Annotated in this window: 11 protein-coding genes, 6 tRNA genes and 1 rRNA gene; 3 read left to right on the forward strand and 15 right to left on the reverse strand. The window is 38.7% G+C overall.

The window, feature by feature from the left end; all coding sequences use genetic code 11:
• Nucleotides 1-356: 356 nt before the first annotated feature.
• The gene (gene glmS, locus ACYQ73_RS24875; RefSeq protein WP_460014907.1) at nucleotides 357-2,159 is read right to left on the reverse strand and encodes a glutamine--fructose-6-phosphate transaminase (isomerizing); all 1,803 of its coding nucleotides are present in this window, start codon (nucleotides 2,157-2,159) and stop codon (nucleotides 357-359) included.
• A gap of 773 nt (nucleotides 2,160-2,932) precedes the next feature.
• Here glmS and ACYQ73_RS24880 point away from each other — a divergent pair.
• A complete protein-coding gene (locus tag ACYQ73_RS24880; protein ID WP_460014908.1) occupies nucleotides 2,933-3,274 on the forward strand; it encodes a PadR family transcriptional regulator in 342 nt (113 codons plus the stop codon).
• Nucleotides 3,264-3,836 carry a hypothetical protein gene (locus ACYQ73_RS24885; RefSeq protein ID WP_460014909.1) on the forward strand — a complete coding sequence of 191 codons (573 nt, stop codon included), beginning with the start codon at nucleotides 3,264-3,266 and terminating at the stop codon, nucleotides 3,834-3,836. Before ACYQ73_RS24880 ends, ACYQ73_RS24885 begins: the two co-directional genes overlap by 11 nt.
• A 58-nt stretch (nucleotides 3,837-3,894) precedes the next feature.
• Here the strand turns inward: ACYQ73_RS24885 and ACYQ73_RS24890 are convergent, their stop codons facing one another.
• The 13 genes from ACYQ73_RS24890 to ACYQ73_RS24950 all read right to left on the reverse strand — a co-directional run bounded on the left by ACYQ73_RS24890 (nucleotide 3,895) and on the right by ACYQ73_RS24950 (nucleotide 11,402).
• The gene (locus tag ACYQ73_RS24890) at nucleotides 3,895-4,416 is read right to left on the reverse strand and encodes a type 1 glutamine amidotransferase domain-containing protein (protein WP_460014910.1); all 522 of its coding nucleotides are present in this window, start codon (nucleotides 4,414-4,416) and stop codon (nucleotides 3,895-3,897) included.
• Between the two features lie 172 nt (nucleotides 4,417-4,588).
• A complete protein-coding gene (gene glmM, locus ACYQ73_RS24895) occupies nucleotides 4,589-5,941 on the reverse strand; it encodes a phosphoglucosamine mutase (RefSeq protein WP_460014911.1) in 1,353 nt (450 codons plus the stop codon).
• Nucleotides 5,942-6,225: 284 nt separating this feature from the next.
• The gene (locus tag ACYQ73_RS24900) at nucleotides 6,226-7,314 is read right to left on the reverse strand and encodes a CdaR family protein (protein WP_460014912.1); all 1,089 of its coding nucleotides are present in this window, start codon (nucleotides 7,312-7,314) and stop codon (nucleotides 6,226-6,228) included.
• Complete coding sequence (gene cdaA / locus ACYQ73_RS24905; RefSeq protein ID WP_460014913.1) at nucleotides 7,307-8,143, reverse strand: diadenylate cyclase CdaA; 837 nt, start codon at nucleotides 8,141-8,143, stop codon at nucleotides 7,307-7,309. Before cdaA ends, ACYQ73_RS24900 begins: the two co-directional genes overlap by 8 nt.
• A gap of 149 nt (nucleotides 8,144-8,292) precedes the next feature.
• On the reverse strand, nucleotides 8,293-8,919 hold the full coding sequence (locus ACYQ73_RS24910; RefSeq protein WP_460014914.1) for a zf-HC2 domain-containing protein: 627 nt from the start codon (nucleotides 8,917-8,919) through the stop codon (nucleotides 8,293-8,295).
• Between the two features lie 13 nt (nucleotides 8,920-8,932).
• The gene (gene sigW / locus ACYQ73_RS24915) at nucleotides 8,933-9,496 is read right to left on the reverse strand and encodes an RNA polymerase sigma factor SigW (RefSeq protein ID WP_460014915.1); all 564 of its coding nucleotides are present in this window, start codon (nucleotides 9,494-9,496) and stop codon (nucleotides 8,933-8,935) included.
• A gap of 133 nt (nucleotides 9,497-9,629) precedes the next feature.
• Entirely contained in the window at nucleotides 9,630-10,535 is a 906-nt protein-coding gene (rocF, locus tag ACYQ73_RS24920; RefSeq protein ID WP_460014916.1) for an arginase, read from the reverse strand.
• Between the two features lie 174 nt (nucleotides 10,536-10,709).
• Nucleotides 10,710-10,782 (reverse strand) — tRNA-Lys (locus ACYQ73_RS24925).
• Nucleotides 10,783-10,794: 12 nt separating this feature from the next.
• A tRNA-Gln gene (locus ACYQ73_RS24930) sits at nucleotides 10,795-10,869 on the reverse strand.
• Between the two features lie 16 nt (nucleotides 10,870-10,885).
• Nucleotides 10,886-10,969 (reverse strand) — tRNA-Tyr (locus tag ACYQ73_RS24935).
• 14 nt (nucleotides 10,970-10,983) lie between these two features.
• A tRNA-Val gene (locus tag ACYQ73_RS24940) sits at nucleotides 10,984-11,059 on the reverse strand.
• 76 nt (nucleotides 11,060-11,135) lie between these two features.
• Nucleotides 11,136-11,210 (reverse strand) — tRNA-Glu (locus tag ACYQ73_RS24945).
• A gap of 115 nt (nucleotides 11,211-11,325) precedes the next feature.
• Nucleotides 11,326-11,402, reverse strand: a tRNA-Asn gene (locus ACYQ73_RS24950).
• Nucleotides 11,403-11,670: 268 nt separating this feature from the next.
• On the opposite strand from ACYQ73_RS24950, the gene mbcS reads away from it, so the two are divergent.
• On the forward strand, nucleotides 11,671-13,248 hold the full coding sequence (gene mbcS, locus ACYQ73_RS24955; RefSeq protein WP_460014917.1) for an acyl-CoA synthetase MbcS: 1,578 nt from the start codon (nucleotides 11,671-11,673) through the stop codon (nucleotides 13,246-13,248).
• A gap of 129 nt (nucleotides 13,249-13,377) precedes the next feature.
• On the opposite strand, the gene rrf is transcribed toward mbcS, so the two are convergent.
• Nucleotides 13,378-13,493 (reverse strand): 5S ribosomal RNA (gene rrf, locus ACYQ73_RS24960).
• Nucleotides 13,494-13,536: the final 43 nt, after the last annotated feature.

Here is a 13,536-nt window from a genome sequence, read left to right on the forward strand (position 1 = left end):
TTAAGATAGGTTTTGTTTCGAAAATACCTGATTCTACTCATCCTCTAATTATTTGTATTTTGCAAATATTAATAAGAAAAAACAATAGAATACTTAATATAGACATGATCAATTTACCATCTTTATACACTATATATTTCTTCCTGACCTCTGCCTTCTTTTAAATATTGTGCGATTTTTTCTTCCGTCCATCTACTCTTTCTTTTTGCTATATTTCATTCAACCCCTTTTTAGCGAAAATAAAAAAAACGTATTTAAGGTAATGATTACCTTAAATACGTTTATAAACAAATAACATCAATAATATATAAATTTATTATTCGAAAACATCACAAGTATGAACACTAACTCAACAATTACTCAACAGTCACCGATTTAGCCAAGTTACGTGGTTTATCCACATCACAACGGCGGTGTAGTGCTGCGTAATAGCTAATTAATTGTAATGGCACTACAGAAACAAGTGGTGTTAGTAATTCGTGAACTTGAGGGATTACTAAACGGTCACCGTCTTCGTCTACGCCAGCCATTGCAATAATGCATGGGTATGCTCCACGTGCAGCTACCTCTTTAACATTACCGCGGATATTTAATGCTACTGCTTCTTGTGTAACAAGAGCAAATACTGGTGTACCTTCTTCGATTAAGGCAATTGTTCCGTGTTTTAGCTCGCCACCTGCAAAGCCTTCTGCTTGAATATAAGAGATTTCTTTTAGTTTTAAGGCACCTTCAAGGCTTACATAGAAGTCTATGTTACGGCCGATGAAGAATGCGTTGCGTGCGATTTTTAAGTAGTCCTCAGCAATATCCTCTAAAACATCTTTTGAATCGATAATTGTTTGGATACCGTTTGCTGCAATCGCAAGTTCTTGTTTTAAATCGTATTCTAAGCCCTCGCCATTAGCTTTCGCTGTTACATATGCTGTTAGAGCAAGTACAGCTACTTGTGCTACATATGCTTTTGTAGAAGCTACCGCAATTTCTGGGCCAGCATGTAATAACAGTGTATGGTCTGCCTCACGTGAAAGTGTAGAGCCAGGTACGTTTGTAATAGTTAATGTTGGATAACCAAGCTCTTTAATTTTCACAAGTACTTGACGGCTATCTGCTGTTTCACCTGATTGTGTAATAAAGATAAACAATGGTTTTTCTGAAAGTAATGGCATATTGTAGCCGAATTCACTTGAAATATGAACTTCCACTGGGATACCAGCCATTTTTTCAAAATATTGCTTACCGATTAAACCTGCATGATAGCTTGTGCCGGCTGCAATAATATATAGACGGTCTGCTGCTCGTAATGCTTCTAAAATATTAGCGTCAATTGTTAATTCGCCATTCTCACCTTCGTACGCTTGAATGATTTTACGAATAACTGTTGGCTGCTCATCCATTTCTTTTAGCATATAGTGAGGGTACGTACCTTTTTCAATATCGCTCATATCAAGCTCTGCTGTATAGGGTGCACGCTCTACTAAAGTACCGTCTAACTTTGTAATTTCAACGCTAGCTTTGTGTACGATTACGACCTCTTTATCGTGTAGCTCCACATATTGATCTGTTACCTGTAGCATCGCCATTGCATCTGAAGCAACAACATTAAAGCTTTCACCAACACCTACTAAAAGTGGAGATTTGTTTTTTGCAACGAAAATTGTATCTGCCGCTTCTGCATCTAAAAGAGCTAATGCGTAAGAGCCGTGTAATAACGATAAAGTTTTACGGAATGACTCAGCCGTGCTTAAACCTTCTTTCACAAATAGCTCTACTAATTGCACGATGACCTCTGTGTCTGTATCAGATTTCATCGAAATACCTTTTAAATAAGTTTTTTGTAATAAATGATAGTTTTCAATAACTCCGTTGTGTACTAGCGTAAAACGCCCTGATGCACTTTGGTGAGGGTGTGCATTCAAACGGTTTGGCACACCATGAGTTGCCCAACGTGTATGACCAATACCAACTTTTGCAGCAACGTCCTCGTCCACTGCGTCACGTAAATCTGCAATACGTCCCTTTTCTTTGAAGACTGTTACACCATCTTCGTTACGTACTGCAATACCCGCTGAGTCATAGCCACGGTATTCTAATTTCTCTAATCCCTTTAATAAGATTTCCTTTGCATCTGATTCACCAATATATCCTACAATTCCACACATAAATTTCTTATCCTCCGATATTGTCAATTTGACGCAATGACAAACTAGACCTCAACCTATCGAATTTTTTTGTGAATGTAAAAACTATGCTTATTTATCAATTATGCCTCAGCATAAATGCGTCCAGAATCGGATGTTTGGACACCCGCATATAGAACTTAAATAAAGTAAGCGCAATTAATACATACACATGCTTAACACTCATTCAGCCATCTGAATAGTGTAACCATTCGATACATGAGGTTTCTCTATTTATCTATTGCTTTAACTATACCTTCTCCATTTTCTGTACATTCAATCACTCAAATGCTTTCAAAATGAAAAGTGACAATCGGGTATGGCGATCGGGAGGCATCCGCCGAACTTTCGATAAACCCCCACCTCGTCTGCTGAAGATAGCTCCGTCCAATTTCTTCAGCTCAGGCGCTATAATTGTTTTCCGATTTTGCGCTTTCTTCCCTCCTTATGCGCTCTCGTTAAATGATAAGGTCGGACCTCATATTCAACTTCTCCATAATACTCAATCATATGCTATACGTCAAATTTTCGTTATAAAAAACACCTATTTCCCCTACTTTTTAGTGACAAAAAGTAGACAAACAATATGTCAGCAACAAATATTTTCTGTTATGGATTTATTTTGAACAGAGCCAAAAATAAATTGCTTCAAAAGTGAACATGCATCTGAACGAAAATCCCATTTTTTTAATCGCTTTACAAAGGCACTACTTGCAACACTTAGTACAGGTAAAGCTAAGCCTGGGGGTGAGTTCGTGGATAATCTGAGTGAAATGCTCAAAGGAGTTTTAGAAGGTATTGTATTAGAAATCATTAGCCGTGGTGAAATATATGGTTATGAGATTGTCAAATATCTCACGCAGATGGGGTTCGAGGGCATAGCTGAAGGAACTGTGTATGCGTTACTTATGCGATTAGAAAGAAATCGTCTTGTCAATATTGTCAAAAAGCCATCTGAAATGGGTCCACCGAGGAAATTTTATACGCTCAATGAACAAGGACGAGAAAAATTGATGTCCTTCTGGGCTAAATGGGATTTTTTAAGCAGTCGTATTGAAATTTTAAGAAATACTGGAGGGAACAAACATGAGCTTTAGTCGTGAAATTCAGGAGAGAATTAATCGTTTTTCGAAAGAACAATCCCAGAATTATTTACAGGACGCTGAAATGACTTATATGGAAAAGCTGCGCAAGAAAAGTGGGCAAACTAAACGTAAAATCGACAAACAACTGTCCAAATTTAAAAGACGTTCCGATCAGGGGCGAGAAGCGCAAGACGACATGACACTCTATATGAGCGATTATATGAATGATTTAATGTCACAAGGGTTAACGGAGCAGGAAGCTTTTAATAAGGCTAGCGAGGAAATGCAATTTGCCAGTAACTCTGTGCAATCTGAGGATTTAAATGAACGCTTCCAGCAATATTACGAAAATCGTGATCCTGCAGATTATGAGGCAATCGGGTTGTTTTATGGTGGCTTCCTATTTTTAGGATTAGGTATCGGCGGGTTAACAGGTTTTCTAACTGGCGGTGGATATGAAGCTTTTTTCGATAGAGGCTGGATCGACACTGCAATCGGTACCGGTGTTGGCATTATCATTGGTATCGGACTTGGGCAAATTACCAATGCTATTATAGCGTTGAAAAAGAAATAGGATTGTTGTAATTGAAGAAGATAAAAGGCACAGGCAAATTCACTTGTGCCTTTTAAGCTTAGGCTTCTTTACTCTCCAATAATTTTACAATTTCTCGATTAAATGCTGGTAAATCCTCCGGTGTGCGACTTGTTACTAATTGTTTTTGGCAAACGAACACTTCCTCGTCATGGAATATCGCACCTGCATTTTCTAAATCTACTCGAATCGATTTGTAGCCAGTTGCGTCACGACCATTTAATGTTTTTGCCGTAATGAGTAATTGAGGTCCATGACAAATAGCAAAGGTTGGTTTCATCTCATCCATAAAGTCTTTGACAAATGCCACAATCCGATCATCTACGCGTAGTATATCAGGAGAAAAACCGCCTGGGATGAATAATGCATCGAATTCAGAAGCATTTACCTCATCGATATCTTTATCGATTTTTACTTTCTCTCCATTCTTACCTTCTACCTCAATGCCTGCCGTCGTATCAATCGTTATTAGTTCATGACCTGCCGCTTCTAATGCTCCTTTAGGACTTGTATATTCAGCGTCCTCAAACATATTGGTAATCACTGTAGCAATTTTAGCCATTGCAACACACTCCTTGTTATTGTGACTCTGTACTACTTTTCCCTTTCTCTTCGAAAGCATTCATTTTTTCGTTGCTAGAGCTCTCAATAATTAAAGTCAATGTTTCATTTGTACGGAACAAAAAAATAAAAAACTCGACCTCCTATCAAAGGAAATCGAGTTCATATACTATTTATTCAGTTAAGCCCATTTCAGCACGGACAACCTCTGCTATACGCTCTACATAACGCTCACAGTCTTCTTCTGTAGCCGCTTCCACCATTACTCGTACAAGTGGCTCAGTACCAGAAGGACGCACTAACACACGACCGTTACCAGCCATATCTGCTTCTACCTCAGCAATCACTGCAGCAACTTTTGCATTTTCTGTCACAGCATGCTTATCTGTTACACGTACGTTGACTAAACGCTGCGGGAAAATTTTCATTTCAGAAGCAAGCTCTGATAGTTTTTTACCTGTAGCTTTCATAATGTTAACAAGCTGAATACCTGTTAATAAGCCATCACCAGTTGTGTTAAAGTCTAGGAAAACAATATGACCAGATTGCTCGCCACCAAGATTATAATCATTAGCACGCATTTCTTCCACAACGTAACGATCACCTACAGCTGTTTGTACACTGTGCATATCGTTATCTTCAACAGCTTTGTAGAAGCCCATGTTACTCATAACCGTCGAAACGATTGTTTGCTTTTTCAAGCGACCAACTGTATTTAAATGCTTACCAATGATGAACATAATTTGATCACCATCAACAATTTTACCGTTTTCATCTACTGCGATTAAACGGTCACCATCGCCATCGAATGCTAAACCAACATCAGCACCCTTTTCTGTGACAAATTTAGCTAATCCATCTGGATGTGTTGAACCGACACCTTCATTAATATTTAAGCCTGTTGGTGAGGCACCCATCGTTGAGATATCCGCTTCTAAATCTGCAAATAGGTGTGTAGCTAGTGAAGACGTAGCGCCATGTGCACAATCTAATGCTACGTGGATGCCCTCAAATTCTTCAGCCACTGTTTGTTTTAAGTATTGAATATATTTTTGTCCACCCTCGAAGTAGTCGCTTACAGAACCTAAATCTGCCCCTATTGGACGTGGCAAAGTATCTTCTTGAGCATCTAATATTGCTTCGATTTCAGCTTCTTGCGCATCTGTTAGCTTAAAGCCATCAGGACCGAAAAATTTAATACCATTGTCAGCTACTGGGTTATGTGAAGCTGAAATCATAACGCCTGCATTTGCGCTCATCATTCGAGTAAGATAAGCCACACCTGGTGTCGAAATAACACCAAGACGCATTACCTCTACGCCGATTGATAAAAGACCAGCTACAAGTGCACCTTCAAGCATTTCACCTGAAATACGTGTGTCACGACCGATTAAAACCTTTGGACGGTCAGTTGCATCCTTCGTTAAAACGTAACCACCTACGCGGCCAAGTTTAAATGCAAACTCTGGTGTTAATTCACTATTCGCGACGCCACGGACGCCATCTGTTCCAAAATATTTACCCATTTTAATTATTCTCTCCTTCAATGCAAGACGGCGATCATGCTTGTCTATGCTGACAACTAGACCACTCGTCTGCTTACTTTTGGAAAAGTCTATTTTTGTTCATTCACTGGTAACTATTAATTATGCCCCTATGCAATTTATCTGGGCTTGTAAATAGGCACAGATAAATTTAGCATAGGGTATTTTGATTTTAGCCTGAGCAACTTCTTCTCGTTAAAGAATACCCTTACCGATAGAGAACAAAATCTCTACTGAATCAAAATAAAATTATAGTCAGTTATTGTTTAAGAATCAATATCTTCTTCTGTTTTATCAGTAGGCGGCGTGTTGTTATCAGAAGGAGTGCTAGTCTCCTCTGAAGGTGGCGAAGGAGTAGGTGTAGGTGTAGGAGCAGGAGTAGTAGTAGTTGTAGTCGTTGTTGTTTTTTCCTGCTCTACCTTCGTAATATCTGCCTTCACTTTAATTTTTGGGTCAGATATTTTTGTCACACCTTCTGGCAATTTCACTTCAAATTCATAAGTTTTTGATTCTGTAATTTTTGATAAATCAACCTCTACTGGTATTGCAGTTAAAGTATCTATGATAGATTTTCTACCGTATACTCTCACCTTTGTAGGACTAATTGTTAATTGGTTGACGGTAATACCATTCTCCACTTTTCCTATTTCCTTCAGCACAACAGGCAACTCTCTACTGTAGGCTCCAATATCTACTTGTACCTTCACAGTTTCCGGTTCAATCGTCACGTCTAACTTATTTAAATCACGATCTAGTACTTTAACCGCCGCTACTTGTGAGTAAGGTTCTCTCAAGCCTTGATCACCCGTTACAGTTGCTTTTACATAGCTAATATTTTCAATTGCACTTTTAGCACCCGTAACATACACCGTAGCTGGATTAGCAGTCATGCCATTTAAAATATATCCTTCTTCAATTAAACGAGTATTTAGCTCAGGATCAACACGAAACTCTTTTGTGACCTTTTCCTCAATGTTGACCTTTACAGTCGCAGGGTCAAATGTTACTTGCAACTTATCCGAAATATTTTCGTATTGAAGTTTAACATTATGTTCACCTATAAGTAATTTACTCAAATCTGCAAATACAGAAAAATCCTTCGATGCCTGAGCCTGTAAAACAAGTGTCATTGGACCTTTTATCGTAACATCTACCGTCTTTGGTATCCCTGTTACAATGAGGTTCTTATCGTCATAAAAAACATCTACTGGTACGTCTCGAATTACCGCTGTTTGCTCACTCATTGTTGTTTTATTTGAAGGAGATAATTCAGCACGAACGGAGAAAAATAACAATAAGGCTAAAATTAGCGCAACGATTCGTAACACCCAAGGGCTATCCATCATTTTATCCATTCTTTTTCCCCCTCCAAGTTAACTTAGAGGCTGCATTTGATTCCTGTGCTGATCCGAACCACATTTTACGTAGCAGTCCTTCGAATTCCTCTAAAGAAAGATTTCGATGTAGATTACCATTTAGCGTAAGACTAATGGCGCCGGTTTCCTCTGATACGACAATAGTAATGGCATCTGTCACTTCACTTAAGCCAAGTGCAGCACGATGACGTGTCCCAAGCTCTTTTGAGATAAACGGGCTCTCAGAAAGCGGTAAATAACAAGCTGCTGCCGATATTTTATCTTTCTGCATAATAACTGCCCCATCATGAAGCGGTGTATTAGGTATAAAAATGTTGATCAGTAATTCAGATGAAATCTCAGCATTTAGACCTATGCCCGTTTCGATATATTCATTTAGGCCAGTTTCTTTTTCAATAGAAATTAACGCCCCTATACGACGTTTGGCCATATAACTAACAGATTTCTTCATCGCCTCAATAAGCCTTGTTTGTTCTTCTTCAACTTGACTAATCGAACGTTGGAATAACTTCCCTCTACCAATTTGTTCAAGACCGCGTCTTATTTCAGGTTGGAAAATGATAATAATCGCCAAGAAACCGAACTCGATGACTTGTTTTAACATCCAACCTAACGTCTCTAACCCAAAAAAGTCTGTAGCAAGGCGCGCAATAATAATTACGAAAATCCCTTTTAATAATTGGACAGCCTTTGTACCTTTAATGAGGGTTAATATTTTATAAATAACGTACCATACGAGCAGTACATCTAATAAGTTAATAACAATATTCACAGGTGTTAAATTAGCGAAATGTTCGATAATTTGCACGTGGCATCCCCCACTTTTCATTGCGAATCCATACACATTTAAGTATAGCACATTCTTATCAAATGTAACTTTTTTCAAATAAAAAGTCTACTCAAAAGAGTAGACCTTTCAGCCTCTCACGTGCACTATCTATTAGGACGTATAGAGTGTTATTTAGTTGCTTGTTTCTCCTCGAATGTTACGGCAGACTTTACTGAATTTTTAATCGTATACCAAAGCCATTCGAATACTTCGTCAATTTCTTCTATTTTTCCCGAAACAACGGCCGAAGATGCCATATACTGTCCGTTAATAACAGTGACATCGCCATCCACTTCACCCTCAACAATTAAATCACCATTTTTAACAACAATGTCGCCTTTTACAACTTCTCCCTTCGGCACAATAACCGTTTGACCTTCAACAACTAGGTTTGGCTGTTTAGTCACGGAGAACTGTCGGTCATCCATGAAACTACCTAGTAAAGTTGCACTCATGAATAAACAAAAAACTGCTGCTGCCACAAAGAGCGGATGTCGGCGAATCCACTTTTGCATACCTACACGACTTTTGGGTTTCGGTAAACGAGCCATCACGGCTTCTTCAAAATGCGGAGGTGATGTAATGTGGGAAGCGCTCTTCACAAAGGCGATTGTTTCACTTAATTCCTGCATCAACTGTTTACAATCACTGCATGTATGCAAATGTCGTTTTAACTCTTGCTCATGCTCACGACTAATGTCACCATCTAAATAATCATGGATATAGTCTATTATATGCTCTGGACAAGTATTCATGACGCTCCCCCTCCTACAGATTGTTTAATTGCTTTCGTAATGCTTCACGTCCGCGGTGAATCCTCGTTTTCACCGTTCCAAGAGGCATATCTAAAATCTCGCTAATTTCCTGTAATGATAATTCTTCAATATATTTCAATACTATAACTGAACGGTATTTATCAGGCAAACGTCCAATTTCATATTGAATGCGATCTTGCAGTTCCATTTGCTCTATCTGTTCTTCAGGTAGCTGGTCAGCTGCTGCGATCTGTGAATACATATCAAGTCCTTCTGTACCAGCTACTTCTGCATCTAAATAGTAATCCGGCTTTTTCTTCCGGATACGGTCTATACAAAGGTTTGTCGCTATTCGATAAAGCCACGTCGCAAATTTTCTTTTCTGATCAAAAGTATGCAAGTTCATATAGGCACGAACAAAAGCTTCTTGTGCAATGTCCTCAGATTCTTGCTTGTTCCCTAACATCCTATAGCATACTTGGTACAGTTTGTGCTGATAGAGACTCACAATATCTGCAAATGCGTTTTGATCGCCTTTAAGTACTTGTTTAATTTTCTTGTTTACTAACGCATCCATTGTGTTTATTTCTCCACCTTTACAACTGTCTTATACTATACGGCCCATCGATAAGAAAAGTTTCATTTTGTTATTAATTATAGCAAAAGATTTTTATACATTGTGGCTATAGGCAATATTTTGTTAAATTTCTTTAAACTAGGGTTTCGCCAAATAAAGAGCCCATTAATGCTACTGCAACATCGGCAGTTCTATTCTTCTCATCTAAAATTGGATTAACCTCAACGAATTCAGCAGATGTTAGCATACCCGATTCCTGAAGCATTTCCATTGCTAAATGGCTTTCCCGATACGTAATACCACCAGGTACAGGTGTCCCAACTCCTGGAGTATAAAGTGGATCTAAACCATCTAAATCAAGTGATAAATGCAAACCATCTACATTACGCTCCCTTAAGTAAGCTAGAGCATCTTCCATTACACGCGTCATTCCAAGACGATCTACCTCGTGCATTGTATATACTTTGATTCCTTGCTGACTAATTAATTCACGTTCTCCCGGATCTACAGAACGCGCTCCAATAATAATGACGTTTCCAGGTTTAATTTTCGGTACATTATTACGAATTTTCACTAACCGTTCATGACCAAGTCCAATGCTTACAGCTAATGGCATACCATGTATATTACCAGACGGTGTCGTTTCAGGTGTGTTTAAGTCAGCATGCGCATCAAACCAAATAACACCTAAATTTTTGTAATGCTCACCAAGCCCTGCAAGAGTGCCAATAGCAATACTATGGTCGCCACCAAGTACAAGTGGAAACTCCTTTTGTTCAATCGCTTCATTTACACTTTTCGCTAAATACGTACTTACATCGATAACTTCCTCTAAATTAAGTAACTGTTTATCAACAATAGTGCCTTCTTGTTTTTGACTAACACGTATATCCCCTTGATCATGTACTACATGCCCTATTGCCTCCAAGCGTTCTACAACACCTGCGTAACGGATAGCACTCGGCCCCATATCTACCCCTCTGCGAGTTTGCCCATAATCAGTTGGTACACCAATAATAGAAATATTTAGTTTATTCATTTTTTCATACCCCCTTTAAGTTGTAAGACTATTGTAAAGCCTACATCCTCCTTGGCTCAACCTTACAATTTTATGAATATTTATACAATTAAAGAAAATATAAAAAAATCTCCTGCTGTTTTCAGCAAGAGATTAGTATCTGTAGTTAATGTTACACTTTTTATTCTATAAAAGTGAGCCATGAAGGACTCGAACCTTCGACCCTCTGATTAAAAGTCAGATGCTCTACCAACTGAGCTAATGGCTCAAAAAATAAAAATGGCTGGGGTACTAGGATTCGAACCTAGGCATGACGGAATCAAAATCCGTTGCCTTACCGCTTGGCTATACCCCAATCATTTACAAAAAACTGGTGGAGGGGGACGGATTCGAACCGCCGAACCCTAAGGAGCGGATTTACAGTCCGCCGCGTTTAGCCACTTCGCTACCCCTCCGAAATAACACATTATGGTGGAGGATGACGGGCTCGAACCGCCGACCCTCTGCTTGTAAGGCAGATGCTCTCCCAGCTGAGCTAATCCTCCATAAAAATGGGTGTTCATTTCTTCACAGTTTTTTATTTTATTTTTAAGCCTTTGCATTACTACAACGCTTTAAAAATGGTGACCCCTACGGGATTCGAACCCGTGTTACCGCCGTGAAAGGGCGGTGTCTTAACCACTTGACCAAGGGGCCATTTTCAAATGTCTCAAACAAGACAAGTATTATGATAACATTTTTTATCGTACGATGCAATACTTTTTTAAATATTTTTTTATGTATACATCATCTTTAAAAATGAGCAAAAAAATGGCTCCGAAGGCAGGACTCGAACCTGCGACAACCTGATTAACAGTCAGGTGCTACTACCAACTGAGCTACTTCGGAACAATACTATTCAATTCGGTTTTTAAAACCTCTTAAGTACATTTATTATTATAGCAAGCATTATAAATTATGCAATACTTTTTGTGAAAATTTTTATATTTTTTGTCGAAGTCTTCCTATGCAGTAACAAGAAACCTAATAGTTCTCTATTAAATCTAATATTTCTATTTCATGTACAGAATATTCTTGCTGTATATTATTGTAATTGTTAAAATGAAAATAGTTTTATGAATTTTCTATTAAATTTGTTTGGGGGAGGAATGTTCACATGGTAACAAACGATTTAATTGCACCAGAATTCTATAATATTACAGAGGAATTGGAGAAATTTTCTCAAGATAGTGATCGCCAAGCAATACGGTGGCTAAATACTCAACAGGAGCGTCAAACAATTTCCTATGTTGAACTTGTTCAAAAAATGAATCAATACGCGCATGCCTTTACGAAGAAGGGGCTTCAAAAAGGAGATCGCGTATTAGTTATTATTCCTCGTCTGCCTGAAGCTTATTTTGTCTTCCTTGGCTGTCTAAAGGCTGGGATTGTTCCTATTTCATGTTCAGAAATGTTACGTGCAAGTGATTTAGAATATCGTATGGAACACTCTTCTGCAAGGGCAGTAATTGCCTATGAAGCGTTCACAAGTGAGGTAGACCGTATTACTTCTTCAGTAGAGGCTTTAAATAATAAATTGGTTATAGGTACTGCTACTGGCGATTGGATCTCTTTAGATGAATTGGCAAGTACTCAACCAGATACATTTACAGCAGCTGCTACTAAAAGAGATGATATGGCATTTCTTTCTTATACATCTGGCACCACTGGCAAACCAAAAGGCGTTGTCCATTCACACGGATGGGGTTATGCACATATTAGAACAGCCGCTTCACAATGGCTTTGTGTCCGTGAAGGTGACTTAGTTTGGGCTACAGCAGCACCAGGGTGGCAAAAATGGATTTGGAGCCCATTTTTATCGACTATTATGCTGGGCGCAACTGCATTTGTATACCATGGAGGATTTGATGTAAAAACATACCTTAAACTGCTTCAAGAAGAAAAGGTCAATGTATTGTGCTGTACTCCAACTGAATATCGAATTATGGCGAAGATTGATAATTTAAAAGACTATAATCTATCATCTCTACGTAGTGCTGTTTCGGCTGGTGAACCATTAAATCGACCAGTCATCGAAACATTCATGAATAACTTCGGTCTTAAAGTTCGGGATGGCTATGGCCAAACGGAAAACACTTTATTAATCGGTACACTTGAAAATATTGATTTACGTCCGGGTTCAATGGGTGTTCCTACCCCAGGTAATATTGTCCGTATTATAGATCATGAAGGCAACGAGGCACCGATTGGAGAAGTTGGAGATATTGCAGTACACAAATCTTCTCCGGCACTATTTAAGGAGTATTATCGTGAGCCTGAACGTACACAAGCTGCATTCCGTGGAGATTGGTATATTACTGGTGACCAAGCCAAATGCGATGAAGACGGCTACTTCTGGTTTGAAGGTCGAGGAGATGATATCATTATTTCATCAGGCTATACAATTGGACCATTTGAAGTAGAGGATGCTTTAAATAAACATGAAGCTGTGCAAGAATGTGCTGTAGTCGCAGCACCAGATGAAATTAGAGGACATATTGTTAAAGCCTTTGTCATCTTACGAGAAAGCTTCAGAGATCGTGATGAGGACGAGTTAACAAAAGAACTACAGGAACACGTTAAAGCATTAACAGCGCCTTATAAATATCCTCGTAGTATTGTCTTTATCGATGAGCTACCAAAAACAACTTCTGGTAAGATTCGTCGTATAGAGCTACGAGCAGCAACTGTATAAAAAATAGTAAAGAGACATTTCACCATTCACTTGGTTGAAATGTCTCCTTTATATATATATTGCTAGTATTTAAATTCTTTTGGATATAAAAAAAAGCCACTACTGAGTTTGTCAGCAGCGACTTTTTGCGCCTAGCGACGTCCTACTCTCACAGGGGGAAGCCCCCAACTACCATCGGCGCTAAAGAGCTTAACTTCCGTGTTCGGTATGGGAACGGGTGTGACCTCTTTGCCATCATCACTAGACTATTGTCGGCTTTCAATATACGTCGTATTTCTTCGTCAGCTT

This window comes from Lysinibacillus sp. CTST325 (assembly GCF_054665055.1).